24 protein-coding genes are annotated in these 26,405 nt (G+C 66.2%); 14 read left to right on the top strand and 10 right to left on the bottom strand.

Translation table 11 applies throughout. The features are described 5' to 3' along the window. A partial coding sequence (locus tag LPZ50_RS05040) for a thioredoxin family protein (RefSeq protein WP_230658379.1) occupies nt 1-868 on the top strand: 868 nt, incomplete at its 5' end. A gap of 194 nt (nt 869-1,062) precedes the next feature. Here LPZ50_RS05040 and hemB read toward each other — a convergent pair. Continuing rightward, nucleotides 1,063-2,076, bottom strand: coding sequence for a porphobilinogen synthase (hemB, locus tag LPZ50_RS05035; RefSeq protein WP_230658376.1), 1,014 nt, complete (start codon nt 2,074-2,076; stop codon nt 1,063-1,065). Continuing rightward, nucleotides 2,073-2,696: a ribosome biogenesis GTP-binding protein YihA/YsxC gene (gene yihA / locus LPZ50_RS05030; RefSeq protein WP_230658373.1), complete on the bottom strand. Its 624-nt coding sequence runs from the start codon at nt 2,694-2,696 to the stop codon at nt 2,073-2,075. The genes hemB and yihA overlap by 4 nt, the downstream gene beginning before the upstream one ends. Nucleotides 2,697-2,910: 214 nt before the next feature. Between yihA and LPZ50_RS05025 the strand changes: the two genes are divergently transcribed. The 3 genes from LPZ50_RS05025 to ccsB all read left to right on the top strand — a co-directional run bounded on the left by LPZ50_RS05025 (nt 2,911) and on the right by ccsB (nt 7,162). Beyond that, entirely contained in the window at nt 2,911-3,609 is a 699-nt protein-coding gene (locus LPZ50_RS05025; RefSeq protein WP_230658371.1) for a c-type cytochrome, read from the top strand. 194 nt (nt 3,610-3,803) lie between these two features. Then, nucleotides 3,804-5,813 carry a cytochrome c biogenesis protein ResB gene (locus tag LPZ50_RS05020; protein WP_230658398.1) on the top strand — a complete coding sequence of 670 codons (2,010 nt, stop codon included), beginning with the start codon at nt 3,804-3,806 and terminating at the stop codon, nt 5,811-5,813. A gap of 8 nt (nt 5,814-5,821) precedes the next feature. After that, the gene (gene ccsB, locus LPZ50_RS05015) at nt 5,822-7,162 is read left to right on the top strand and encodes a c-type cytochrome biogenesis protein CcsB (protein WP_230658368.1); all 1,341 of its coding nucleotides are present in this window, start codon (nt 5,822-5,824) and stop codon (nt 7,160-7,162) included. 233 nt (nt 7,163-7,395) lie between these two features. On the opposite strand, the gene lysA is transcribed toward ccsB, so the two are convergent. Beyond that, entirely contained in the window at nt 7,396-8,691 is a 1,296-nt protein-coding gene (lysA, locus tag LPZ50_RS05010; RefSeq protein WP_230658366.1) for a diaminopimelate decarboxylase, read from the bottom strand. Beyond that, a complete protein-coding gene (gene lptM / locus LPZ50_RS05005) occupies nt 8,688-8,840 on the bottom strand; it encodes an LPS translocon maturation chaperone LptM (protein ID WP_230658363.1) in 153 nt (50 codons plus the stop codon). The genes lysA and lptM overlap by 4 nt, the downstream gene beginning before the upstream one ends. A 55-nt stretch (nt 8,841-8,895) precedes the next feature. Here lptM and cyaY point away from each other — a divergent pair, with 55 nt between their 5' ends. After that, on the top strand, nt 8,896-9,225 hold the full coding sequence (cyaY, locus tag LPZ50_RS05000; protein ID WP_230658361.1) for an iron donor protein CyaY: 330 nt from the start codon (nt 8,896-8,898) through the stop codon (nt 9,223-9,225). Between the two features lie 36 nt (nt 9,226-9,261). On the opposite strand, the gene LPZ50_RS04995 is transcribed toward cyaY, so the two are convergent. Continuing rightward, nucleotides 9,262-11,718, bottom strand: coding sequence for a penicillin-binding protein 1A (locus LPZ50_RS04995; RefSeq protein ID WP_230658395.1), 2,457 nt, complete (start codon nt 11,716-11,718; stop codon nt 9,262-9,264). Nucleotides 11,719-11,832: 114 nt separating this feature from the next. Between LPZ50_RS04995 and LPZ50_RS04990 the strand changes: the two genes are divergently transcribed. From LPZ50_RS04990 to LPZ50_RS04980, 3 genes are read left to right on the top strand one after another with little or no spacing between them, the layout of a single operon-like run. Further along, on the top strand, nt 11,833-12,453 hold the full coding sequence (locus LPZ50_RS04990) for a shikimate kinase (protein ID WP_419195567.1): 621 nt from the start codon (nt 11,833-11,835) through the stop codon (nt 12,451-12,453). Next, on the top strand, nt 12,450-13,529 hold the full coding sequence (gene aroB / locus LPZ50_RS04985) for a 3-dehydroquinate synthase (RefSeq protein ID WP_230658358.1): 1,080 nt from the start codon (nt 12,450-12,452) through the stop codon (nt 13,527-13,529). Before LPZ50_RS04990 ends, aroB begins: the two co-directional genes overlap by 4 nt. A gap of 17 nt (nt 13,530-13,546) precedes the next feature. Then, nucleotides 13,547-14,674 (top strand): deoxyguanosinetriphosphate triphosphohydrolase, encoded by a 1,128-nt coding sequence (locus tag LPZ50_RS04980; RefSeq protein ID WP_230658355.1) that lies wholly within the window; start codon nt 13,547-13,549, stop codon nt 14,672-14,674. Nucleotides 14,675-14,867: 193 nt separating this feature from the next. Here the strand turns inward: LPZ50_RS04980 and LPZ50_RS04975 are convergent, their stop codons facing one another. Both LPZ50_RS04975 and uvrA read right to left on the bottom strand, forming a co-directional pair. Next, nucleotides 14,868-15,527: a glutathione S-transferase family protein gene (locus LPZ50_RS04975; protein WP_230658353.1), complete on the bottom strand. Its 660-nt coding sequence runs from the start codon at nt 15,525-15,527 to the stop codon at nt 14,868-14,870. 48 nt (nt 15,528-15,575) lie between these two features. Beyond that, entirely contained in the window at nt 15,576-18,431 is a 2,856-nt protein-coding gene (gene uvrA / locus LPZ50_RS04970; protein WP_230658388.1) for an excinuclease ABC subunit UvrA, read from the bottom strand. A gap of 87 nt (nt 18,432-18,518) precedes the next feature. Between uvrA and LPZ50_RS04965 the strand changes: the two genes are divergently transcribed. The 5 genes from LPZ50_RS04965 (at nt 18,519) to LPZ50_RS04945 (ending at nt 23,844) form a co-directional block, all read left to right on the top strand. Continuing rightward, nucleotides 18,519-19,703 carry an MFS transporter gene (locus LPZ50_RS04965; protein WP_230658350.1) on the top strand — a complete coding sequence of 395 codons (1,185 nt, stop codon included), beginning with the start codon at nt 18,519-18,521 and terminating at the stop codon, nt 19,701-19,703. A 262-nt stretch (nt 19,704-19,965) separates the two neighbouring features. Then, nucleotides 19,966-20,967: a DedA family protein/thiosulfate sulfurtransferase GlpE gene (locus LPZ50_RS04960; protein WP_230658385.1), complete on the top strand. Its 1,002-nt coding sequence runs from the start codon at nt 19,966-19,968 to the stop codon at nt 20,965-20,967. A gap of 145 nt (nt 20,968-21,112) precedes the next feature. After that, nucleotides 21,113-21,991: an RNA polymerase sigma-70 factor gene (locus LPZ50_RS04955; RefSeq protein WP_230658347.1), complete on the top strand. Its 879-nt coding sequence runs from the start codon at nt 21,113-21,115 to the stop codon at nt 21,989-21,991. 116 nt (nt 21,992-22,107) lie between these two features. Beyond that, complete coding sequence (locus LPZ50_RS04950; RefSeq protein ID WP_230658345.1) at nt 22,108-22,557, top strand: cupin domain-containing protein; 450 nt, start codon at nt 22,108-22,110, stop codon at nt 22,555-22,557. A 246-nt stretch (nt 22,558-22,803) separates the two neighbouring features. After that, entirely contained in the window at nt 22,804-23,844 is a 1,041-nt protein-coding gene (locus LPZ50_RS04945; protein ID WP_230658382.1) for a LysR family transcriptional regulator, read from the top strand. A 5-nt stretch (nt 23,845-23,849) separates the two neighbouring features. On the opposite strand, the gene LPZ50_RS04940 is transcribed toward LPZ50_RS04945, so the two are convergent. From LPZ50_RS04940 to LPZ50_RS04930, 3 genes are all read right to left on the bottom strand, one after another. Next, on the bottom strand, nt 23,850-24,344 hold the full coding sequence (locus tag LPZ50_RS04940; RefSeq protein WP_230658342.1) for an Ohr family peroxiredoxin: 495 nt from the start codon (nt 24,342-24,344) through the stop codon (nt 23,850-23,852). Nucleotides 24,345-24,424: 80 nt separating this feature from the next. Continuing rightward, entirely contained in the window at nt 24,425-25,183 is a 759-nt protein-coding gene (locus tag LPZ50_RS04935; RefSeq protein WP_230658339.1) for an SDR family oxidoreductase, read from the bottom strand. Between the two features lie 10 nt (nt 25,184-25,193). Further along, entirely contained in the window at nt 25,194-25,673 is a 480-nt protein-coding gene (locus LPZ50_RS04930; RefSeq protein WP_230658336.1) for a carboxymuconolactone decarboxylase family protein, read from the bottom strand. A 316-nt stretch (nt 25,674-25,989) separates the two neighbouring features. Here LPZ50_RS04930 and ssb point away from each other — a divergent pair. Next, the coding region (ssb, locus tag LPZ50_RS04925; protein ID WP_230658333.1) for a single-stranded DNA-binding protein at nt 25,990-26,405 on the top strand (416 nt) is incomplete at its 3' end.

The raw sequence follows: 26,405 nt of genomic DNA, 5'->3' as shown, positions 1-26,405 counted from the left end.
CAGCGGCGAGGCTATCGCCAGTTTCGCCTTGAGCGAGCCCAACATCGGGTCGGACGCCGCCAATATCGAAACCCGCGACGTGGTGCTGGGTGGTGCGGCGCTGTTCGCCATGGCCTGGGGCATGGGGGTGCCGCTGCTGGTGGTGGGAGCCTCGTCCGGGGCGCTGCTGCCCAAGGCCGGCGCCTGGATGGACGGCGTCAAGCGGCTGTTCGGCATGCTGTTGCTGGCAACGGCGTGGTGGATGCTGATACCCGTGCTGCCCACCTGGCTGCAAATGACGGGCTGGGCCTTCCTGGCCATTGTGGCCGCAGTAATGCTGCGCGCCTTCGATGCCCTGCCTGAAGGCGCGGGCGCGCCGCGCATGTTTGCGAAGGGGCTGGGCCTGCTGCTGGCGCTGGCCGGGCTGGTGTGGCTGGTGGGCGTAGCCAGCGGCAGCCGGGACGTGCTGCAGCCCTTGTCCCATCTGGTGCAACGCGCCGGCGGGCCGGCTGCCACCGCCGCGGCCGAACCGGTGAAGTTCGTGCGGGTGCGCAGCAACGCCGAACTGGATGCGCTGCTGGCGCGAAGCACCCAGCCCGTCATGCTGGATTTCTATGCCGACTGGTGCGTGTCGTGCCGCGAAATGGAACATTTCACGTTTTCGGATCCGGACGTGGCCAGCCGCATGTCGCAAATGCTGCTGCTGCAGGCCGACGTCACGGAGAACAATGCCGACGATCGCGAACTGCTGAAGCGGTTCAGGTTGTTCGGCCCGCCGGGCATCATGTTTTTCGAGCCGGGCGGGGCCGCCATTGCCGATGCGCGCGTCATCGGTTTCCAGGATGCGCCGCGCTTCGCCGCGGTGCTCGACCGGGTATTGGCGCGTTAGCTTGCGGGGCCGGGCCCCGCGGGTATCCGATTTTCCAAGGGTGCCGGATACGCTTGGTGCAACCTTAGCCGCCGTGACGAGTTGCCAGGCGTCTGTCTCCCGTCAGGGTGCCGGACACCGGCCAAATGAGATTGTCGTGGCACATAACGGTGTCAGGCCCCTTCGGAGCCTGCCACCCCGTCGGCCTCGTGCCCTTATTGCTGCTTCAGCAGCTTGGCGGCTTCCACCGCGAAGTAGGTGAGGATGCCGTCGGCGCCGGCGCGCTTGAAGCCCAGCAGCGCTTCCATCATGACTTTGTCGTGGTCGACCCAGCCGTTGGCCGCCGCGGCCTTGACCATGGCGTATTCACCGCTGACCTGGTATGCGAACGTGGGCACGCGGAACGTGTCTTTCACGCGGCGCAGCACGTCCAGGTAGGGCATGCCAGGCTTGACCATGACCATGTCGGCGCCCTCCTGCAGGTCGGCCGCGACTTCGCGCAAGGCTTCGTCCAGGTTGCCCGGATCCATCTGGTAGGCCATTTTGTTGGACTTGCCCAGGTTGGCGGCCGAGCCCACGGCATCGCGGAACGGGCCGTAGAAGGCGCTGGCGTACTTGGCCGAATAGGCCATGATGCGCGTGTGGATGTGCTGGCCGGCCTCGAGCGCTTCGCGGATGGCGCCGATGCGGCCGTCCATCATGTCGCTGGGCGCGACGATGTCCACGCCGGCCGCGGCCTGCACCAGGGCCTGGCGGATCAGGATTTGTACGGTAGGTTCATTGATGACGTAGCCGTCTTCGTCGATAACGCCGTCCTGGCCGTGGCTGGTGTAGGGGTCGAGCGCCACGTCGGTAAGCACGCCCAGTTGCGGAAAACGCTGCTTCAGGGCGGCCACCACGCGCGGGACCAGGCCTTCGGGGTTGGTGGCCTCGATGCCGTCGGGGGTCTTGAGCGCCGGGTCGATGACCGGGAACAAGGCCATGACGGGTATGCCCAGCGCCACGCATTCTTCGGCCGCGGCCAGCAGGGTGTCGGGCGAGTAGCGCACCACGCCGGGCAGCGAGGGCACGGGCTGGCGCAGGCCCTGGCCTTCGGCCACGAACACGGGGTAGATCAGGTCGTTGACGGTAAGCGTGTGTTCGCGCACCAGCCGGCGGGTGAAATCGTCGCGGCGCAAACGGCGCGGGCGCGACACGGGAAAGGCGGGCGAAATGATATGCGGGTTCATGGCACTACCTTGGGGGAGATCCAGTTCTCGATGTATTGGGTGGCCTCGGGCAGGCCGATGCGCTCGGGGGCCGAGAACGGCACGGTATGCAGGGCGCCGATGTCGGCCAGGTCTTTGCGCACGGCGAACACGGTACGCTGGCGCTGGCCGTACGGCAGCTTGTCGGCCTTGGTCAGCAGGGCCAGCACCGGGCGCCCGGTGGGGCCGATGAAGTCGGCCAGGCGGCGATCCAGTTCGGTGACGCCGCGGCGGATGTCGATGATGAGCACGATGCCGGCCAGCGACGGGCGGTCGCGCAGGTAGCCGCCCAGGATGTCGGCCCATTTTTCTTTTTCTTTGTGGGCGACGGACGCGTAGCCGTAGCCCGGCAGGTCGACCAAAAAACCTAATTGTTGATCGGGCTCAAGTGGATCGGGCAGGCCGAACATGTTGATCAGGCGCGTGCGGCCGGGCGTTTTGCTGGAGAAGGCCAGGCGGCGCTGGTTGCACAGCACGTTGATCGCCGAAGACTTGCCGGCGTTGGAGCGGCCCACGAAGCAGACTTCGGGCGCGCCGGGGGCGGGCAGCTGGTCGAGGCGAGCCGCCGAGACAAAGAAAGAGGCGCGGTGCAAAAGGGACACGGGATAGCCGATACGGTTGGTTGCGAACCCTATTGTATAATCGTGCGTTTGCAACAGTGGTCCCCTTGCATTGCGTCGGCTTTTTCCGCCCGCTGAAGGTGGAAACAACCCGGGCGGGCAACCGTCCGGGGCGAAGGTGTTCGGTGCGGCACGGCATGGGGCAGGCATGGGGCGCTTTGGCGCCTTGATCGAGATCCGATCGTCGAGGTTTTCAATGAAGCGTGTGCTGTCCCGGATGTTGGTAGCAAGCGGGCTGATGCTCGGTGCGTCTGTAATCTCTTCCAGTTTCGCCGCCGAAGGCGCGGCGGGGCCGGCCAAGCCAGATGCCGCCAAAGGTGCCCAGTTGTACGATCAAGGCGATGCCTCGCGCGGCATCGTGGCCTGTGCGTCCTGTCATGGCGCGGCGGGTAACAGCAGCATTCCTGCCAACCCGAACCTGGCCGCGCAACCCCACGAATACCTGGCCAAGCAACTGGCCGACTTCCAGACCAAGCAAGGCGCCGAGAAACCCGCGCGCAATGGTCCTGGCGGCAATCCCACCCCCATGACCGCCATGGCCCAGAACCTGACGCCCCAGGACATGCAGAACGTGGCGCTGTATCTGGCGCAGCAACCGCTGAAGCAGCCCGCCACCGCTGGCCACGAAGATCTGGTCGAACTGGGCCGCAAGATCTGGCGCGGCGGCCTGCCCGACCGCAATGTGCCCGCCTGCGCGGCCTGCCATTCCGCCAATGGCGCCGGCCTGCCCAGTCAGTATCCTCGCCTGGCCGGCCAGTTCCCTTCGTACATCGAAGAGCAACTGAAGCTGTTCCGCAGCGGCGACCGCAGCAACAACGTCATGCACGACATCGCCGACCGCATGTCGGACACCGATATCAAGGCCGTGTCCGACTACGCGGCGGGCCTGCGCTGACGCGGCCGCCAGACTCACGCGCGCGGCCAGCCCGCGCAGCAAACCAGGCCCATGCCGGAACCTGTGTCCGGGCGGGCTGTCCATAGGGGGAGCCGGCAGCGCCGCACCCCCTTTTTTTCATGAATACAGCGATCCAGCCCACTCGCCGCCCCGCGCGCAGCCTGCCCAGCGATCTTTTCGAGCTGCTTGGCTCGATGCGCTTTGCCGTCAGCCTGCTGATGTTCATCTGCGTGGCCAGCGTGCTGGGCACGGTGCTGGTGCAAAATCGGTCATCCAACACTTATATCGATCAATTCGGGCCTTTCTGGTTCGAAGTGTTCGACAAATTCTCGATCTGGCACGTCTACAACAGCTGGTGGTTCCTGGCCATCATGGGGTTCCTGGTGGTGTCCACCACGCTGTGCCTGATCCGCAATACGCCGAAAATGCTGCGCGATGCGCGCTCGTTTCGCGAACATGTACGGTCCAGCAGCTTGCGCGCCTTCCCGCACCGGGTCGAGATCCGCGACACCGCGCCGGTGGACGGCGCGGTGGGCGACATCAAGGGCTTGCTGGCCAGGCAAGGCTATGCCGTGCGCGAACGCCGCGACGGCGACGGCGTGATGCTGGCCGCCAAGAAAGGCAGCGCCAACCGGCTGGGATACATCTGCGCGCACGCCGCCATGGTGATCATCTGCCTGGGCGGGCTGCTGGACAGTGAACTGGCGGTGCGCCTGCAAGTACTGCTGGGCGGCAAGCAGCCCATCGTCGACAACATGCTGATTTCGGAAGTACCGCCCAGCGGGCGCCTGGCGCTGGGCAACCCCAGTTTTCGGGCCAGCGTGCTGGTGCCCGAGGGTGGGCAGGCCAGCACGGCCGTGGTGATGGTGGGCGACGGCGCGCTGGTGCAGCCCTTGCCGTTCACCTTGAAACTGAAGAAATTCCTGGTGGATTACTACTCCACCGGCATGCCCAGCCGGTTTGCCAGCGAGGTCGAGGTCACCGATCCCGAAACCGGCAAGACCTTCGATTCCACCATCGAGGTCAATGAGCCGCTGCGCTACAAGGGTGTCACGGTGTACCAGTCCAGTTTTGACGACGGCGGCAGCAGTGTCAGCCTGAAGGGCTATCCCCTGGTGGGCGCCACCAATACGCCGTTCGACGTGGGGGGCGTGGTGGGCAAGTCGGCCGAAATTACCGCGCACGGGGCCGACGGCGCCAGCAGAAGCATGCAGGTGGACATTACGGCGTTGCGGCCCATTAACGTGGAAGACCTGACCGGCGGCACGCCGCAGGGCAACCGGCTGACGCTGGGAGAACACGTGGCCGCGGTGTCTGGCAGCGCGGCGGGCAAGAAGAACGAAAACCTGCGCAATGTGGGGCCCAGCGTGGAATACCGCCTGGTGGACCAGGCCGGGCAGGCGCACGAGTTCATGAACTACATGTTGCCCGTGCAATTGGATGGCACCGCGGTCTTCCTGGCGGGGGTGCGCAACAGCCCCGCCGAAAGCTTCCGCTACCTGCGCATTCCCGCCGATGCCGACAGTTCGCTGGGGGAATTCATGCAGCTGCGCGCCGCCCTGGCCGACCCGGCCGCGCGGCGCGAAGCCGCGCGGCGTTTCGCCGAGCGCAACAGCTCCGCAGGCACCGACCGGCAACCCCTGCAGACAGCGGCGGAACGCGCCCTGAATACGTTTGCCACGGGCGGCCTGCAGGCCATCGCCGATTTCCTGCAAACCAATACCCCGCCCGCCGACCTGAACCGCGCGGCCGACGTGGTCATCCGCCTGATCGGGGTCTCCATGGCCGAACTGCGCGCCGTGGCGCGCGAACGTGCCGGCATGCCGCCCTTGCCCGAGGACGGGCCCGAGGCCGAGAGCGCCGCGCAATGGTCGCGCCTGGCGGTGGCAGCGCTGTCCGACCTGCATGTTTACCCCGCGCCGGTATTCCTGGCGCTGAGCAACTTCAACCATGTGCAGGCCAGCGTCTTCCAGGTAAGCCGTACTCCCGGTAAAACCGCGGTGTACATCGGCTGCCTGTTGCTGGTGCTGGGTATTTTCTCGATGTTCTATATTCGTGATCGGCGCGTCTGGGTGTGGATCAAGCCCGCGTCCGATGGCGGCAGCGACGTCCAGGCAGCGATGACCTCGCAGAAGCGTACACTGGACTTCAATCACGAGTTCGACCGCTTCAAACAGGCGCTGATGCGCCGGAACCGGCCCTGAGGTTTTCCATGTCCGCGAGCACTTCTTCTCACACCTCCGATGTCCTGTGGCAGTCCGACTTGTCGGCCACCGGCGATGCGCGCGCGCAGCGCGGCAGGCCCGACTGGACCGACATCGTGTTCTTCCTGCTGCTGAGCGCGGGGGCGGGCTATGCGCTGGCCAATTTCGGCGGCGCCATGGATTACTACGAAAAAATCATCTTGTGCGGCACGGTATTCGTGCTGACCTGGCTGGGGTGGCTGTGGCGGCCGCTGCGCCGCCTGATGATCGCCTGTGCCCTGGCCGCGGGCCTGGCGCTGCTGCTGTACCAGAACGACCTGGCACGCGCCGAGCAAACCTTTTTCCTGAAATACCTGTTTTCATCGCAGTCGGCCATTCTGTGGATGAGCGCGCTGTTCATCCTGGCCACGGCCTGCTACTGGATCGGCATTTTCAGCCCTACGTCGGCCTGGCTGGGCACGGCCCTGACCTGGGGGGCGGTGTTCGCCGGGGTGACCGGCATGCTGGTGCGCTGGCGCGAAGGCCATTTGATGGGGCCTGACCTGGGGCACATTCCGGTCAGCAACCTGTACGAAGTCTTCGTGCTGTTCTCGCTGATCACCGCCCTGTTCTACCTGTACTACGAGCGCAAATATGCCACCCGCGCGCTGGGCGGCTTCGTGCTGCTGGTGATTTCGTCGGCCACGGTATTCCTGCTTTGGTACGCCTTCACGCGCGACGCCGGGCAGATCCAGCCCCTGGTGCCGGCCTTGAAAAGCTGGTGGATGAAACTGCACGTGCCGGCCAACTTCATCGGCTACGGCACCTTCTCGCTGGCCGCCATGGTGGGGTTCGCGTACCTGGTCAAGCAGCACGGCACCACCACGTCGTGGGTGAAGCTGGCGCCGCTGTTCGTGCTGGGCGTGCTGCTGTGCGTAGAGCCCATGGTGTTCCGCACCGACGGCTTGTCGGCCACCTGGATGATCTACTTCGGCGTTGGCGTGGTGATTGTGGGCGGCATCCTGATGGGCCGGCGCCGTATCGCCCAGGCCTTGCCGCCGCTGGAAGTGCTGGACGACATCATGTACCGCGCCATCGCCATCGGTTTCGCGTTCTTCACGGTGGCCACCATCCTGGGCGCGTTGTGGGCCGCGGATGCCTGGGGCGCCTATTGGCAGTGGGACCCGAAAGAAACCTGGGCCCTGATCGTGTGGCTGAACTACGCGGCCTGGCTGCACATGCGGCTGATGAAGGGACTGCGCGGCCACCTGGCGGCCTACTGGGCGCTGGTGGGGCTGCTGATTACCGGCTTTGCGTTCCTGGGCGTGAACATGTTCTTGTCGGGGCTGCACTCGTACGGGGAATTGTAGGAACGCGGCTGCGGTTGCGTTTGTTTCTTGCGCGTGGCGTATTGATGGCGTTCTTCTGGCGTCGGCGCGGGCCGGTGTGACTGGCTTGCTTCACGGTGCCGTCCGGGCGCCCAGCGCGTCTGTCGTGGCCATTCGGGGTGTGGATTGCCCCGGCCGTGTGGAACCTGGTTGTGGGGCACCTGGTTCGAGCCGGGCACCAGGGGCCGGGACCGGGGGGTTGTCTGGGGCGGGTTTTACCCAGGCAGCGTGGATTCTCCGCGCAGCAGGTCGTCCAGGGTTTCGCGCTGGCGCACGATGTAGTGGCGGTTGCCGTCCACCATGACTTCGGCCGCGCGTGCGCGTGTGTTGTAGTTGCTGGCCATGACCATGGCATAGGCGCCGGCGGATTCCAGCGCCAGTACGTCGCCGGCCTGCAGGGCCAGCTTGCGCTGGCGGGCCAGCCAGTCGGCGCTTTCGCATACCGGCCCGACGATGTCGTATTCCGTGGCCGCGCCCTCACGCGGCACGACCGGCTGCACGCCGTGGTAGGCGTCGTACAGGGCCGGGCGCAGCAGATCGTTCATGGCGGCGTCGACGATGGCGAAGTTGCGCGCCTCGGCGTGCTTCAGGTATTGCACGGTGGTGAGCAATACGCCGGCGTTGCCCACCAGCGAACGGCCGGGCTCGAGCACCAGGTGCAGGCGGGACAGGCCCCGGGCCTGCAGGCGCTTGAATACCTCGTCCAGCAGCGCCTTGGGGGACGGCGGCACTTCGTCGGTATAGCGGATGCCCAGGCCGCCGCCGAGATCCAGGTGCTGGATGGCGATGCCTTCGGCGTCGAGTTTCTGGATCAGGTCCAGCAGCTTTTCCAGCGCGTCGAAATAGGGGCTGATGTCGGTAAGCTGGGACCCGATATGGCAGTCGACGCCCACGATTTCCAGGCTTGGAAGGGCTGCCGCCATGCGATAGGCGTCCAGCGCGGATTCGATGGCGATGCCAAACTTGTTTTCTTTCAGGCCGGTGGAAATATAGGGATGGGTTTGCGCGTCCACGTCGGGATTCACGCGCAACGATACCCGCGCTCGCCGCCCCATGGATTGCGCCACCTGGGCCAGGCATTGCAGTTCGGCCTGCGATTCGACGTTGAAGCACTTCACGTCGGCTTCTAGCGCCGCGCGCATTTCCCAGGCCTGCTTGCCCACACCGGAGAACACCACCTTGGCGGGATCGCCGCCGGCGGCCAGCACCCGCTTGAGCTCGCCGCCCGAGACAATGTCGAACCCGGCGCCCAGGCGGGCGAATTCTTTCAGCACCGCCAGGTTGGAATTGGCCTTCATGCCATAGCAGACCAGCACCGGGCGTTCGCCGATGGCGTCGCCATACGAATGCCAGGCCTGGGCCAGCGCGGCGCGCGAATACACGTACAGCGGGGTGCCCAGTTCGCCGGCCAGGGCGTCCAGCGGCACGTTCTCGGCATGCAGGCGGCCGTTCTGGTAATGAAAATGCGGATCGCCGGCCAGGCCGGTGCGCGCGGTATGCGGGGAACTCATGGAAGCGTGTCGGGAGGGGGGATATTAGGCAGTTGTGGCGGGGCCGGGTCGGTTTGGCCGGGCTCGGGCGGCAGGTACAGTGGGCCCTTGAAGCCGCAGGCAGCAACCAGGCTGGTTGCGACAAGCGTGGCTACAATGCGTAATGCCATGCGGCTTTGTGCCAATGGGAACACTCGAAACTCCGTAATTCTTGCAGGTTCGATTATGACTGAAACCGAATTTCTTGCGTTGGTCGACCAAGTGCTGGAAAGCATCGAAAGCCAGGCCGACGACTGGGCGGCTTCGCAGGATGTCGACATCGAAACCAGCCGCAGCGGCAATGTGCTGACCCTGGTTTTTGAAGACGGCACCCATGTCGTGGTTAACAGCCAGGCCTCGATGCAAGAGATCTGGCTGGCGGCCCGCAGCGGCGGTTTTCACTACCGCTACGATGGCCAGCACTGGAACGATACCCGCGGCGGCCCGCAGTTGCCGGAAGCCCTGTCGCAGATCTGCTCCGAGGCCGCTGGCGTGCCGGTTTCGCTGCGGCTGTAAAGCCGCCCGCGTCGGGCCGGGGCCCCTGGGCGCCGGTCAGAACGGAATCTGTTGCGACCAGGGGGCCTGTTTTTCGGGGTTCATGTTGGGCGATACGCGGATACTGTTGTCGCGGCCGCCCACCAGGTCGTTCAGGAACTCGCCCAACTGGTCGGTTTCGGGGGCCGTGGGCTCGGACAGCCCCAGCCGCGCCACCGCTTCGCCGGGCGGGAATTCCGAGAAATAGAAATCGCCGCGTTCCACCAGCAGGCCATCGGGCCGCGGGCGTTCCTTGCGTTCGGGCACGCCCTTGAGCATGTCTCCCATGTAGTCCAGCCAGATCGGCATGGCCACGCCGCCGCCGGTTTCGCGGGAACCCAGCGATTTGGGCTGGTCGAAGCCCATCCAGGCGGTGGCCACCAGGCTGGGTGTATAGCCCGAGAACCAGGCATCCACCGATTCGTTGGTGGTGCCGGTTTTGCCGGCGATATCGGAACGCTTGAGGGTGGCGCGCGCCCGCGCCGCGGTGCCACTGGTGGCCACGCCGCGCAGCATGTCGTCCATGATCCAGGCGGTGCGCGGGTCGATGGCACGGGCCGCCGAGTCGCCGGCCACGATGGGCTTGGACTGCATCAGCACCTTGCCGCTGCTGTCGGTGACGCGTTCGATCAGGTAGGGAGCGATGCGGTAGCCGCCATTGGCGAACACCGCGTAGGCGCCCGCCAATTGCAGCGGGGTGACCGAGCCCGCGCCCAGCGCCAGCGGCAGCACGGCCGGCTGGCGCGCCTTGTCGAAGCCGAAGCGGGTCAGGTAGTCTTGCGCGTATTGGGGGCCGATGGCCTGCAGAATGCGGATCGACACCATGTTCTTCGACTTGTACAAGCCCTGCCGCATGGTGAGCATGGGCTCGTAGGTATTGCCGTAGTTCTTGGGATGCCAGGCCTTGGAGCCGGTTTGCGCGGCCGTTAGTTCGAACGGCTGGTCCGAGATTTGCGTGGCCGGCGTCAGGCCGCGTTCAAGCGAGGCGGCGTAGATGAACGGCTTGATGTTCGAGCCCGGCTGGCGCCAGGCCTGGGTGACGCGGTTGAACTTGCCGCGGTAGAAGTCGAACCCGCCGACCATGGCGCGGATGGCGCCGTCTTGCGGCGACAGCGATACAAAGGCGGCCTGCACCGCCGGCATGTTTATTACTTCCCAGCCGTCGCCCAGTTTGTGCACGTACACCACCGAGCCGCGCCGCAGGCGGCGTTCGGCCGGGCCCTTGTCGCCCAGCGAGCGGGCCACCACGCCCAGCGCCTTTTTGTCGTCGATGACAATGACCTCGTTGGCGCTGCGCACCGCCTTGATCTGGGTAGGGCTGGCCGACAGCACCACGGCGGTGAGCAGGTCGCCGCTGTCGGGATGCTTTTCAAACACGCCGTCCAGGAAGTCGTCGAGCGCCTCGGCGTTGTCTTCGATGCCCGCCGGCAGGTCCAGTTGGTCTTCGGGGCCGGGGTAGACGGCGCGGCGCGTGTATTGCAGCACCCCGTCGCGCACGGCGCGGTACGCCGATTCCTGGTCTTTGGCGTTGACCGTGGTGTAGATGTTGATGCCGCGCGAATACAGGTCGTCTTGGTAAATGCCGTAAAGCAGTTGGCGCGCCAGTTCGGCCACGTACTCGCCGTGGATGGCATAGCCGCCGGCCGGCGTGCCTTCGGCCGGCTTGATGATGATGGGCTGCGCCTTGGCCTGCTGGTATTCGGCGTCGGTCAGGTAGCCCAGCGAATGCATGCGGCCCAGCACGTAATGCTGCCGTAGTTCGGCGCGCGGGCGGTTGGCAATGGGGTTGAAGCGCGACGGCGCCTTGGGGATGCCGGCCAGCATGGCGGCCTCGGCCGCGGTGACCTGCGACACGGGCTTGCCGAAGTACGTGCGCGACGCGGCCGCGAAGCCGTAGGCGCGATGCCCCAGATAGATCTGGTTCATGTACAGCTCGAGGATCTGGTCCTTGGTGAGTTCGGACTCGATCTTGAACGTCAGCAGCAGTTCGTAGAACTTGCGCGAATAGGTTTTCTCGGACGACAGGTAGAAGTTGCGCGCCACCTGCATGGTGATGGTGCTGGCGCCCTGCGACTTCGACATACTGAGCACGTTGGCCAGGCCCGCGCGCACCACGCCGGCCCAGTCGATGCCGCCGTGCTGGTAGAAGCGGTCGTCTTCGGCCGCCAGCACGGCCGATTTCATGACATCGGGGAATTCGTTGAAGCGCAGCACGTTGCGGCGTTCTTCGCCGAATTCGCCAATGAGGACGTGGTCGGACGTGTAAACGCGCAGCGGCACGCGCGGCCGGTAATCGGTCATGGCGTGCAGGTCTGGCAGGTTGGGCCACGCCAACGCCAATGCCATTCCGCCCAGCAAGACGCCACAAAGCGCCAGGCCGCCGAAGAAAATGCCCAGCTTCACGAAAAACCGCAAAATGGGCGATCCGTTCTTGGGAGGAGGGGCTTTTTTGGAAGAATTCTGCGACTTGCTCATCGCCGCGATTTTACGGGCTTCTGCAGACACGCTTGAGCGCCTTTCCGGGGTTTCTGTAACAAATTCGTTCAGTGTGGTAAGCGGGCAACTGCCCGGCGATGGGATAATGCCGGCATGAATGTATTGGCGAATACAGCAACTGCCGCGGGCGCGGACCCGGCCGAGCAGGCCTGCGCGGCGGCCGAGGCCGGCCCGCGCGTGCACCTGCCGCATGACCTGCCCATTTTCCTGGTGGGCATGATGGGCGCAGGTAAAACCACCATAGGCCGGGGGCTGGCGCGCGCATTGGGTCGCGAGTTCATCGACCTGGACCACGAACTGGAAGCCCGTTGCGGCGTGCGCGTGCCGGTGATCTTCGAGATCGAGGGCGAAAGTGGGTTTCGCAAGCGCGAAGCCATTGCGCTGGATCATTGCACCCAGCGCGGGGGGATCGTCCTGGCCACGGGCGGGGGCGCCGTGCTGGCGGCCGACAACCGCCGCCTGCTGCGCGATCGCGGCGTGGTGGTGTATTTGCGGGCCAGCATCGATGAACTGTTCCGGCGCACCAGCCGCGACCGTAACCGCCCCCTGCTGGCCAATCCCGACCCGCGCGGCACCCTGGCCAGCCTGATGACCCAGCGCGAACCGCTGTATGAAGAAGTGGCCGACCTGATCGTGGATACCGGCACCGTGCCGGTATCGCACCTTGTGAAATCGTTGCTGCCGCTGCTGCAAGCCTACGAGAAGAACCCATGACTGTAGTTGTCGACGTCGAGACCCCTGGCGGCCGCTATCCCATCAATATTGGCCCGGGCCGCCTGGACGTGCTGGACCAGGCCATTCCCGGCGACGCCACCGCCATCGCGGTAGTCACCAATCCCACGGTGGCCGCCCTGTATGGAACGCGTGTCGAGGCCGCGCTGGCCCGCACCGGGCGCCGCGTGTTGCGCATCGAATTGCCGGACGGCGAAGCCCATAAAGACTGGCAGACCCTGAACCTGATTTTCGATGCGCTGCTGACCCACCGCCTGGACCGCCGCGCGGTGCTGGTGGCGCTGGGCGGCGGCGTGATCGGCGACATGACCGGCTTCGCGGCCGCGGTGTACATGCGCGGCATCCGCTTCGTGCAAGTGCCCACCACGCTGCTGGCCCAGGTGGATTCGTCGGTGGGGGGCAAGACGGCGGTGAACCATCCGCTGGGCAAGAACATGATCGGCGCGTTCTACCAGCCGGTGGCCGTGGAAATCGACACCGACGTGCTGGGCACGCTGCCGGCGCGCGAAGTGTCGGCGGGCCTGGCCGAAGTGATCAAGTACGGCCTGATCCTGGACGCTGCGTTCTGGGAATGGTGCGAGACCAATGCCGCGGCCTTGCGCGCGCTGGATCCCGCCGTGCTGGCCTACGCCATTCAACGTTCCTGCGAGCTGAAAGCGCAGGTGGTGGGCAAGGACGAACGCGAGTCGGGCTTGCGCGCCATCCTGAACCTGGGCCACACGTTCGGGCACGCCATCGAATCCGGCCTGGGCTATGGCGAATGGCTGCACGGCGAGGCCGTGGGCTGCGGCATGGTGCAGGCGGCCGAGCTATCGGCCGACGTTGCCGGTTTCCCGCGGGCCGATGTGGCGCGCGTGCGCGAGCTGGTACATGCCATTGGCTGCCCCACGGTGGCGCCCGACCTGGGGGCGGACCGTTGGCTGTCGCTGATGCAGGTGGACAAGAAAACCGAGGGCGGTGAAATCCGCTACGTGCTGATGCCGCGCATCGGCGAGGCCATGACCCGTGCCGCGCCGCTGGAGGCCGTGCATGCCGTGCTGGCCCGCACGGTGAAATAACCTGGGGGATGATGCCGATGACCGAACTGGCCCGTTATGCATCAGACCCCTTGGCAACACGCGGGCGGCGGCACGCCGAGGCGCCGCCCCAGAACCGCACCGAATTCCAGCGTGACCGCGACCGCATCATTCATTCCACTGCGTTCCGCCGGCTGGAATACAAGACCCAGGTCTTCGTCAACCATGAAGGCGACTTGTTCCGCACTCGCCTGACGCATAGCCTGGAAGTGGCGCAGATCGCCCGCACGCTGGCGCGCAGCCTGCGCCTGTCGGAAGACCTTACCGAAGCCATTGCCCTGGCTCACGACCTGGGCCATACGCCATTCGGCCATGCGGGGCAGGACGAACTGAACGCCTGCATGCGTGAACTGGCGCCGGAAGCGGGCGGGTTTGAACACAATCTGCAAAGCCTGCGCGTGGTGGATGAACTGGAAGAGCGCTACGCCGAATTCAGCGGACTGAACCTGTGTTTTGAAACGCGCGAAGGCATCCTGAAGCACTGCTCGGCCGCGCATGCGCGCCAGCTGGGCGACGTGGGCGAACGTTTCCTGAACCGCACCCAGCCTTCGCTGGAGGCCCAACTGGCCAACCTGGCCGATGAAATCGCCTACAACAATCACGATATCGACGATGGCCTGCGTTCCGGCCTGATTACGCTGGAGCAGATGCAGCAGGTGGCCATTTTTGCGCGCCACTACGCCGAGGTGATGGAGCGTTATCCGCAACTGGCTTCGCGCCGCGCCATTGCCGAGACGGTGCGGCGCATGATCAACACGCTGATCACCGACCTGACGGCCACGTCATTGGCGCGGCTGGCCGACACCGCGCCGGCCGACGCCGACGCGGTGCGCCGCGCGCCGCCCCTGGCGGGGTTTTCGGACAGCGTGCGCCGCGAGGCCGACGAGCTGAAGCGTTTTCTGTTCGACAATCTTTACCGCCACTACCGCGTGGTGCGCATGACCACCAAGGCGCAGCGCATCGTGCGCGAGTTGTTCCGTGCCTTCCTGGACGACCCGCGCCTGCTGCCGCCGGACCACCGCCGGCCCGAGCCGGAACAGGCACGCGCCATTGCCGATTACATCGCGGGCATGACGGATCGCTACGCCATCCGCGAGCATCGCCGCTTGTTCGAAATGGGGCAATAAGGGCGGCCTGACGGTGTCTGCCACCCATGGCACTACCTTACGGTGAAAAGGGAGCACTTTGCGGAATATGGCCGGGCGTCTGGTTCCGCAGATGCCAGACACCGTTGTGTGCCACGAGAATCTCAGTTGGACAGTGTCCGGCACCCTGGCGGGAGCCGGACACCTGGCAGTGCCGGCGGAAAAGTCGCCGCGCTCAGCGCTGGGTGCGGTATGGCTCGTCTTCCGGTACGAACACGCCTTCGGCGCGGGCCTCGCGTGTCCATTCCTGCATGGCGGGCAGGGCCAGCACGGCGTCCATGTATTCGCGCACCGCGCCCGCGGCCGGTACGCCGTAGGTGGTGAAGCGCGACACCACCGGGGCGAAGAAGGCGTCCGCGATCGAGAAGCGGCCGAAGAGGAACGGGCCGCCCTGGCCGAAGTCGGCGCGGGTGTCGTGCCAGATGGCCTGCACGCGTGAAATATCGCCCTGGGCCGCAGAGGTATCGATGCCCGGCAGGCGGGCTTCGATGTTCATGGGCATGAGCTGGCGCAACTGGCCGAAGCCGCTGTGCATTTGCGCGGCCAGCGACCTTGCGCGGGCGCGCGCCTGCGGGTCGGCCGGCCACAACTGGGCCTGCGGATGGCGTTCGGCGGCGTATTCGCAGATGGCCAGCGAGTCCCAGATGGCGAAGTCGCCGTCCAGCAGCACGGGTACCAGGCCGGCCGGCGTGATGGCCCCCAGGCGCTGCGCGAACTCGGGGGTGAACAGGCCCAGTTTCTGTTCGCTGAAGGCGATGCCGGTGGCGCGCAGCGCCAGCCAGGGGCGCAGGGACCAGGACGAGTAGTTCTTGTTGCCGATGATGAGGGTGTACATGGCAGGGATCAGGGCAGTGTTGGGGGGAACCGCGTTGCCAGTCTACTGCTAATTGTTGCGCTGCAACACCCTCCCCAGGTAATGGCCGGTGTGGCTTTCCGGCTGGGCGGCCACGTCTTCCGGCGTGCCCGTGGCCACCACGTGCCCGCCGCCATCGCCCCCTTCCGGCCCCATGTCCACCAGCCAGTCGGCGGTCTTGATGACATCCAGGTTGTGCTCGATGACGAGCACCGTATTGCCGCTGTCGACCAACTGATTCAGCACATGCAGCAGCATTTCGATGTCGCGGAAATGCAGGCCGGTGGTGGGCTCGTCTAGTATGTACAGCGTGCGGCCGGTGCTGCGGCGCGACAGTTCCAGCGACAGCTTTACGCGCTGCGCTTCGCCGCCCGACAGTGTGGTGGCGCTTTGCCCCAGGCGGATATACGACAGGCCCACGTCGATCAGGGTGTGCAGCTTGCGCGCGATGGCCGGCACCGATTCGAAGTATTCCAGCGCCTGCTCGACGGTGAGATCCAGCACTTCGCTGATATTGCGGCCCCGGTAGCGGATTTCCAGGGTTTCGCGGTTGTAGCGCTTGCCGTGGCAGACGTCGCAGGGCACGTACATATCGGGCAGGAAGTGCATTTCCACCTTGACCACGCCATCGCCCTGGCAGGCCTCGCAGCGCCCGCCCTTGACGTTGAAACTGAAGCGCCCCGGGTCGTAGCCGCGCGCGCGGGCTTCGGGCACGCCGGCGAACAACTCGCGTATGGGAGTGAACAGGCCGGTGTAGGTGGCGGGGTTGCTGCGCGGCGTGCGTCCGATGGGGCTCTGGTCGACGCTGATGATTTTGTCGAAGTGTTCCAGCCCGCTGATGGAGCCGTACGGCGCGGGTTCGCTTTGCGCGTGATGCAGCTGGCGCGACACGGCCACAGCCAGGGTGTCATTGACCAGCGTGGACTTGCCCGAGCCCGACACGCCCGTGACGCACACCAGCCGGCCGGCGGGCACGCGCAGATCGACCGACTTCAGGTTATTGCCGCTGGCGCCTTCCAGCACCAGCCACGATTGGTCTTTGCCGGTTACCGGCCGCCGCTTGGGCACGGGGATGGCGCACCGGCCGCTCAGGTACTGGCCGGTGAGCGAGGCCGGGTCGTCCTGCACGGCGTCGGGCGTGCCTTGCGCCACCACTTGTCCGCCGTGTTCGCCGGCACCCGGGCCCATGTCGACCACCCAGTCGGCCAGGCGGATCATGTCTTCGTCGTGCTCGACCACGATGACACTGTTGCCCAGGTCGCGCAGGTGCTGCAGCGTGCCGATCAGGCGGTCGTTGTCGCGCTGGTGCAGCCCGATGGAGGGTTCGTCCAGCACGTACATGACGCCGGTCAGGCCCGAGCCGATCTGGCTGGCCAGGCGGATGCGCTGCGCTTCGCCGCCCGAGATGGTGTCGGCGCTGCGGTCCAGCGACAGGTAGTTCAGGCCCACGTTGTTCAGGAAGGTCAGGCGCGCCTCGATCTCGCGCACGATGCGCTGGGCGATTTCCTGCTTGGCTCCCGCCAGGGTCAGCGCGCGGAACCATGCCAGGCAATCCGACAGCGGCATGGCCTCGACTTCGTAGATGGCCTGGCCATGCCGTTCGCCCCCGCGCGGATCGTTGCCGATGAGCACGTGGCGGGCCTCGGCGCGCAGGCGCGAGCCGCCGCAATCGGGGCAGGTCTTGATATTGCGGTACTTGCCCAGTTCTTCGCGCACGGTGGCGGAATCGGTTTCGCGCCAGCGGCGTTCCAGGTTGGGGATCACGCCCTCGAAAGTATGCCGCTTGACCGTGCTGCGGCCTTTCTCGTTCAGGTACAGGAAGGCGATTTCTTCTTCGCCCGAGCCGTACAGCACCTTCTGGCGCACTGCCTCGGGCAGGTCTTCGAAGGGGGTTTCAATATCGAATTCGTAATGCGCGGCCAGGCTGGTCAGCAGCGAATGAGTGAATGCGTTGCGGCGGTCCCAGCCGCGAATGGCGCCGGCCGCCAGGCTGAGCTCGGGAAAGGCCACGACCCGCTTGGGATCGAAAAACCCCACCTGGCCGATGCCGTCGCAGGTGGGACAGGCGCCCATGGGGTTGTTGAAGCTGAACAGGCGCGGTTCCAGTTCGGGCAGGCTGTGGCTGCACACGGGGCAGGCGTAGCGGCTGGAAAACACCTGCTCGCGGCCGCTGTCCATGTCCAGCGCCACGGTGCGGCCGTCGGCCAGCTGCATGGCGGTTTCGAAGCTTTCGGCCAGGCGCTGCTTGCTTTCGGGCTTGATGCGCAGGCGGTCGACCACTACGTCGATGTCGTGCTTTTCGCTTTTCTTCAGCGGCGCCATTTCGCTGATTTCCTGCATCTGGCCATCGACGCGTAAGCGCACATAGCCCTGCGCCTGCAGGCTGGCGCATTCGTCTTCGAAGCTGCCCTTGCGGCCGCGCGCAATGGGCGCCAGCACCGCCAGCCGGGTATCGGCGGGCCAGGCCAGCACTGCGTCCACCATCTGGCTGACGCTTTGGGCCTGCAGCGGCAGGCCGTGCTCGGGGCAATACGGTGTGCCCACCCGCGCATATAGCAGCCGCAGGTAGTCGTGGATTTCGGTGATGGTGCCCACCGTGGAGCGCGGATTGTGGCCCGCCGCTTTCTGCTCGATGGAAATGGCCGGCGACAGGCCTTCGATCAGGTCGACATCGGGCTTGTCCATCAGTTGCAGGAACTGCCGCGCGTAGGCCGACAGGCTTTCCACGTAGCGGCGCTGCCCTTCGGCGTACAGCGTGTCGAACGCCAGTGACGACTTGCCCGACCCGGACAGACCGGTAACCACCACCAGTTTGTGGCGGGGCAGGTCGAGCGAGACGTTCTTGAGATTGTGGGTGCGCGCACCCCGAATGCGTATCGCGTCCATCAGGCGGTTCACGGTTTTAGAGGCCAACTTGGTACTATAGCGCGCCGAGCCTTCTCCCGTATAAGGCATTGATCCGACCACTTCCGCATGCCGGCTGAAACCAAACTGAAATTGACTCCATCCGAACGGCGCGCCAGTGTTGCCCTGGCCGGCCTGTTCGCCTGCCGCATGCTGGGTCTGTTCCTGCTGCTGCCGGTGTTTGCGGTGGCCGCCGCCGGCCTGCCTGGCGGCAACGATCCGGTGCGGGTGGGCCTGGCCCTGGGCATGTACGGCCTGACGCAGGCCTTCATGCAGATTCCCTTCGGCCTGGCGTCCGACCGCTGGGGCCGCCGGCCGGTGGTCATTGCCGGGCTGCTGCTGTTCGTGGTGGGCAGCGTGGTGTGCGCGCTGGCCCAGGATGTGTTCTGGATCACCATCGGGCGCGCCATCCAGGGCGCGGGGGCGATTTCCGCGGCCGTTACCGCCTGGCTGGCGGACGCCACCCGCGACGCCGTACGCACCCGGGCCATGGCCATGGTGGGCGGTTCCATCGGCTTGTCGTTCGCCGTGTCGCTGGTGCTGTCGCCCGTGCTGGTGGGTTGGTGGGGCCTGTCGGGCCTGTTCTGGACCATTGCCTGCCTGGGCGTGGCCAGCCTGGCCGTGGCGGGCTGGGTAGTGCCCGTGGTGCCGCGCACCGATGCGCGCAGCATGAACAGCGCCGGCCCGCGCCAGGTGCTGGCGCACAAAGACCTGCTGCGCCTGAACTTCGGCGTGTTCGCGCTGCACTGTACCCAGGTGGCGCTGTTCGTCGTGGTGCCGGCGCTGCTGGCCCATGCGGGCGGCTTGGCGGCACAAGACCTGTGGAAGGTATACCTGCCCGTCATCGTGGTGTCGTTCGTGCTGATGGTGCCGGTGATTTTCGTGGCCGAACGGCATCGCGCCCATCGGGGCACGCTGCGCGCCGCGGTGGCCGGGCTGATCGCGGTGTGCGCGCTGCTGCCGTCGGCCAGCCATGGGTTTTATACGCTGGCCATCGCAATGACGGCCTTCTTCGTGGCTTTCAACATCCTGGAAGCCCTGCAACCTTCGCTGGTGTCCCGGGTGGCGCCCGCCCAGTACAAGGGGCTGGCGCTGGGCTTCTACAACACCGCGCAGGCCGCCGGCCTGTTCTGCGGCGGGGCGCTGGGCGGCTGGCTGGCGGCTTCCGCGGGCGCCAATGCGGTGTTCCTGGGCGCCGCAGCGCTGTCGGCCTTGTGGCTGGCCGTGACCTGGGCGATGAAGCCGCTGTCCTGACCGTTGCCCGGCCCGCCCGGCCCGGGTTTCCATGCCAGGCGGGCCCGCGTCATCGTGCGGGCGGCGCGCTTTCACGATTTGCCCCGATTGTTGCCGCCCGGGCAACACAGTGAGCCCGTCGGCAGGTCTAGTGCCGTCCGCCCCGGCCCGCTAGCATTCGACCAGACGCTGGCCGAGCGACTGTCAGGCCAGCCGGGCCGGCGGGCGCCGGCCGCAACCACAATCGAAATCACCATGGAAAAGCCTGCCGGAGGACACCATGCTGTCGCATGACCTGATCGCGCACTACGGAGTGCTGGCGGTGTTCCTGAATGTGCTGGGCGCTTCGCTGGGCCTGCCGCTGCCGGTCATGCCCACTTTGGTTACGGTGGGCGCCAGCCTGGCCATTGCGTCCGGTGGCGTGGCGCCGGCCGTATTGAGCTTTGCCGAGGTGCTGGGCGCCGCCGTGGCCGCCGGCCTGCTGGGCGACCTGGCTTGGTACCTGGGCGGCAAGCGCTACGGCGGCCGCACGCTGCAAACTGTGTGCAAGCTGTCGCTGTCGCGCGAGACCTGCATACGCAAGACCGAGACCTTCTTCGGGCGCTGGGGCGTGCGCGCGCTGCTGGTGGCGCGCTTTGTGCCCGGCCTGTCGCTGGTGGCCGTGCCCCTGTGCGGCGCCATGGCCATCCGGCTGCGTCCGTTTATCGTGCACGATGGCCTGGGGGTGGCGCTGTGGGCGTCGATGGGCCTGGCCATAGGCGGCATCTTCTCCCGGCAGATCGAGACAGTGCTGGCGGCCTTGGCCGATCTGGGCGGGCAGGCCCTGCTGCTGCTGGGTGCCGGCCTGGCCCTGTTCATGCTGTACCGCTATATTCGGCGTCGGTTGCTGGCCAGGGCGCTGGAGTCGGCGCGCATCAGTGTGGACGAACTGCATGCCCTGCTCGACGGCAATTCGCGGCCGGCGGTGCTGGATATCCGTTCCGCTGAACGCCGGGCGCTGGACCCGTTCGTCATTCCCGGATCGGTGCCGGCCAGCGAGAAACACCTGCAAGACGTCATGGACCGCTACGGCATGAACCGGACGCTGGTCATTTATTGTTCGTGCCCGCACGAGGTGTCGGCCGCGCTGATGGCCAGGCGCTTGCGGCTGGCCGGCGTGAAAATGGTGCTGCCCTTGGCGGGCGGCATCGATGCCTGGCGCCTGGCGGGTTTCCCGGTGGATCCGGTGGGGGCGGCCAACGAAGACGAGATCGCCGTCCAGGGGCAGGAACAGTACGCGCACTGAGCCCGGGACGGCGTGGACATCGCGTGTCCGCGCCGCCGCATGCGCGTCCGGCCGCCGCGGCCGGTACGCTTGCCGTTTTCAGGGGGGCGCCGCAAAATAGCGCACGCCGCGCGACCCTTCTCCGCGCACGTTCCCGCCCTCATCCATGACCGATCCCACTGGCTTGTTCAACCAAATCCGGCCCCGGCTGCATGCGATTGCCTATCGCATGCTGGCCGAGGTGGCCGAAGCGGAAGACGTGGTGCAGGAAGCCTGGCTGCGCTGGCACGAAACCGATGCGTCCAGCCTGGACAACCCCGAGGCCTGGCTGGTAACCGTGACCACGCGCCTGTCCATCGACCGCCTGCGCGCGGGCAAGGCGCAGCGGGATCTGTACCAGGGCATCTGGCTGCCCGAACCCGTGCTGATGCCGTCTCCGGCCACGCCGGAAGAAATCCACGAGTTCGCCGACGATGTGTCGGTGGCGTTTCTGTTCATGCTGGAACGCCTGACGCCCGAAGCCCGCGCCGCCTTCCTGATGCGCGAGGTGTTCGACGCCGATTACGAAGACGTGGCCCACACCCTGGGCAAGACCGAGGCCGCCTGCCGGCAACTGGTGCGCCGCGCCAGGCAGCAGTTGCGCGAGGGCAATGCCCGCCGCACGGTGCCGCGCGAAACGCATCATCGCCTGATGCAGGGGTTTGCCGACGCCATGCGCCGTGGCGATTTCCACGGCCTGAACGCCTTGCTGGCCGACAACGCCGAGCTTATCGGCGACGGCGGCGGCAAGGTTCCCAGCTTCGACAGCCTGGTGGGCGGGCGGCGCCTGGCACAGCTGTTCTACGCGGGCAAGCGGCGCTACGGCGATGGCGTGCGGGTGGAAGTGGCCGAGATCAACGGCCAGTGGGCCCTGCTGCGCTATATCGACGGCGGCCTGGAATCGGTGCAGTCGTATGAAACCGACGGCGTGCGCATCCAGCGTATTCTGGTGCAGCGCAACCCCGTTAAGCTGGCCCGCGTAGCGGCTGAATTCGCCGGACCCTGACCGCGCGGGCGCGCCATTGGTGCCGGACAGGCAACATGGTGGTCCCCTGGGCGGGCCTACCGCGGCCGCGCGCGGCTACCTACGATGAGGCCTGTTCCATTCACCAGGAGAAGGTCATGCCGCACATTGTCAAAACCGGGTTGTCCTTGATGCTTGCCGGATCGCTGCTGGGCCCGGCCGCCATGGCCGCCCAGCCTGGCGGGCACGCCGCGCATACCGCGCAAGCGGGCAAGCCGGCCGACGCCATCGTGACGCCCTTGATGACCAAGGGGCTGCCGGACATTCCGGGCAAAGAAGCCGTGATGATCACCGTGGACTACCCGCCGGGCGCCGCCGATCCGGTGCATCGGCACGACGCCCACAGCTTCGTCTATGTACTGGAAGGCAGCATCGTGATGCAGGTGCAGGGCGGCAAGGAAGTCACCCTGACGCCCGGGCAGACATTCTACGAAGGCCCGCACGACATCCATACCGTGGGCCGCAATGCCAGCCAGACCGAACCCGCCAGGTTCGTGGTGGTATTGATCAAAGAGAAAGGTGCGCCTATTCTGTCTCCGCTTCAGTAAGCGTGCCCTGCGCCCCAGGGAGAGCAAGCCGTAGGCGTAGCGTGGGGGCTTTTTTGCCGCCGGGCCGCCCCAAGGCAAAAAGCCCCCTCGGGGGGCAGCAAGCCGAAGGCGCAGCGTGGGGGCTTTTTTGCCGCCGGGCCGCCCCAAGGCAAAAAGCCCCCTTGGGGGGCAGCAAGCCGAAGGCGTAGCGTGGGGGCTTTTTCCATGCAAATGTCACAAACCGGGCCGTTGATCCGTCTTATGAGCATGGACACCAAAGAACCTTCCCTTGCCCCGCAGTCGGTCCCCCTGGCCGGCCCTCTTTCCGCCCCGGCTTCCACTTCAGGGGCCCCGGATTCGCTGGCGCACACCTTCGCGGCCAGCTATGCCGGGGTGGTGGCCTTCATCGCGGTGGCCGCGGAGGGCAATTTCGCCAAAGCCGGCGACCGCCTGGGCATAGGCCGGTCGGCGGTCAGCCGCAGTGTGCAGAAGCTGGAAGACCAATTGGGCACCCGGCTGTTCGTGCGCACCACGCGCAGCACGTCGCTGACGCGCGAGGGCGAGCGGTTCTACGAAAACTGCCGTGCGGGCGTCGAGCGCATCATGCAGGCCCTGGACGAGATGCGCGATTTGCGCGAAGGGCCTCCGTCAGGCCAGCTGCGCGTATGCTCCACCGTGGGATTCGGCCGCAAGGTGGTGGCGCCGCTGCTGGGCGATTTCCAGGCCCGGTATCCCGACATTTCCGTGGAACTGCTGCTGGACGACGGCCCCACCGACTTCGCCGTGGACAGGGTCGATGTCTCGTTTCGCAATGGCCGCATGGAAGACAGCCAGGTCATTGCCAAGCAGCTGATTCCCATGCAGATGTTCCTGTGCGCTTCGCCCGCCTATGCCGCGGCGCACGGCCTGCCGCGCGACATCGATGACCTGGCCAACCACCGCTGCATCAACTTCCGCCTGGCCTCGGGGCGCATGTACGAATGGGAGTTCAAGGTGGCCGGCCTGATGCGCAAGTTTGCGCCGCCGGCGGGCCTGGCATTCAACGACGCCGACCTGGTGCTGCAGTCGGTGCTGGACGGCCGCGGCATTGCGCAAATGGCGGGCTACCAGGTCTTCGAACACCTGCGCGCCGGCGCCCTGGTTGCCAGCCTGCCCCAGCACGCTCCCGACGACCGCGGCCATTACATCTGCTACCTGAACCGCCAGCACCTGCCGGCGCGGATACGCGTGTTTATCGACTACATGACTACCCGCATCCGCGCCCTGGACCTGCAAAGCCTGGAAAGTTTTCTGTTGAAACCGCGCTGAACACCTTACTGGGTCAGGGCCACCACGCTGTCGATACCATGCCGAGCCATCTTGGCGTAGGGGCACAGGCGTTCGGCATTGCGCACCAGTTCTTCGGCCACGGCTTTTTCCAGGCCGGGCAGGTGAATGGTGACGTTGGCCGTCAGGGCGTACAGGCCGTCGACCGGGTCGCGCCCGAAGGTGACGGATGCTGTTACCGAGGCGCCCCGGATGTCCAGTCCGGCATTGGCGATCAAGAGGCTGAGCGCGCCATGGAAGCAGGCCGCATAGCCCGCGGCGAACAACTGTTCGGGGTTGGTGCCGCCGCCGCCGCCGCCCAGTTCGGCCGGTAGCCGCAGGTCGACCTGCAACTGCCCGTCGTCGGACCGGGCCACGCCGGACGCACGGCCGTGTTCCGCCTCGCCGCCTTGCACGGTGACCGTGGTGGTGTAGATGGCCTGGAAATCTTCCCCCCGGTACTTTTCCAGCAGGGCCAGCGAGGGAGGTTTAAGTTTGCTCATGAATAGGGTGTCTCCGTCCAGCATCGCGATGTGCGAACGGCGCCATGGGTGACGGCGCCATCCTGTTCCGCCAGGTCAGGTTACCGGGCGCTTGCTCGATTGCCGAACCAGGCGTCGAAGCCGATCTTGCCCAGGCGCGGATTCGCGCCGGCCGGTACCAGCGTATTGTCCTGCAGCAGGGCCCCGAAGTATCGCACCTGGGCATCGGCCCGCACCTTGCGCGGGTCGCCGGTCTCGCGCATGTAGCGTTCTACCAGGTCGGCCATGCGCAGGCGCTCGGGGCCGGCGATCTCGACCGTACCATTGACGGGCGCAGCCAGGGCGGCGTCCGCCACTGCCGTTGCCACATCGTCCGAGGCGATGGGCTGCACATAGGCGGAGGACAGCCGCACCGTGTCGCCGTCGGCGCCCGATTGCACGATACCGCCCAGGAACTCGAAGAACTGGGTGCTTTGCACGATGGTGTAGGGCGTGCCGCCAGCCTGGATCAGTTTTTCCTGGGCGATCTTGCCGCGGAAGTATCCGCTTTCGGCCAGCAGGTGCGTACCCACCACCGACAGGGCCACGTGGTGCCGCACGCCGGCCTGGGCCTCGGCCGCCAGCAGGTTGCGGCCCGAGGTTTCGAAGAACTCCAGCACGGCCTTGTCCTCGAACGAGGGCGAATTCGCCACGTCCACCACCACCTGCACGCCGGCCAGCGCCTCGGCCAGGCCCGCGCCCGTGACGGTGTTCACGCCGGTGGCCGGCGAGGCGGCGATGGCCTCGTGGCCGCGCTGCTTCAGGATGTTTACCACTTTGGAACCGATCAGGCCGGTTCCGCCTATGACCAGGATTTTCATGGCGTAGTCCTTATTCGAGGTGGGCCTTGTCCAGGCCGTAGGCTTTATCGGCCGAGCCGGGCACGGTGCGGAAACCCACGTTCAGGCGGTTCCAGCCATTGATCGCCATGACGGCGAAGCTGAGGTCCGAGATTTCTTTTTCGGAGAACTGCGTGCGCACCCGTTCGTAGATTTCGTCGGGTACGCCTTGTTCGGGCAGGTGGGTCAGCACTTCCGTCCAGGCCAGGGCCGCGCGTTCGCGCGGCGAAAACAGGGTGGATTCGCGCCAGATGGCCACGTGGTGCAGGCGCAGTTCGCGCTCGCCGTGAATCTTGGCCTGCTTGACGTGCATGTCCAGGCAGAAGCCGCAACCGTTCATCTGCGAGGCGCGAATCTCGACCAGGTGCAGGATCGATTCTTCGATGGCCCCCGATTTCACGAGCATTCCGAATTCGATGTACTTCTTGAACAGTTCCGGAGACTGCGTAAAGGCGTTGATACGTTGGCTCATGCTGGTTCCTCGGTAGGTGGGCGCCGCCCGCGGGCGGGTGGGTAGTGGGGGTTGCAAAGGCTTGGGCAACGGCCAAATCGTAGGCGGGCTGGGCAGCGGGCGGTAGGCATGGCCAGGGGACCACGGTGTTGTCCAAAAGGCACCAATCCGGCGCATGGGCAACCTGCGCGGCCCCGTGCCCGCCCCGGAAACAGGGACACGGATGTCTCTCTGGCCCAGTAAAAGCCGGGCAAGGTGCGGTAAGCTTACGGGTCAAGTTTGAACATTTTTTGCCCACCGGACACCGCAGCCGGCCTGGGCACCAGAGGAAATCGCAATGGCATCGGTCAATAAAGTCATACTCGTCGGCAACCTGGGGCGCGATCCCGAAGTGCGCTACAGCCCGGATGGCGCGGCGATTTGTAATGTTTCCATTGCCACGACTTCGCAATGGAAAGACAAGGCCAGCGGCGAACGCCGCGAAGAAACCGAATGGCACCGGGTGGTCATGTACAACCGCCTGGCCGAAATCGCGGGTGAATACCTGAAAAAAGGCCGCTCGGTGTATATCGAAGGCCGCCTGAAAACCCGCAAGTGGCAAGACAAAGACACCGGCGCCGACCGCTACAGCACCGAAATCGTGGCCGACCAGATGCAGATGCTGGGCGGCCGCGACAGCGGCGGTGAAGGCGGCTACGGCGGCGGTGGCGGCGGCTACGAAGAACGCCCGCAGCGCAGCCAGGCCCAGCGCCC

This window comes from Bordetella petrii, assembly GCF_020991325.1.
GTDB lineage: Bacteria > Pseudomonadota > Gammaproteobacteria > Burkholderiales > Burkholderiaceae_B > Bordetella_A > Bordetella_A petrii_E.
Note: the sequence above shows the minus strand (reverse complement) of the source record. Positions and strands in the feature narration are given on the sequence as shown.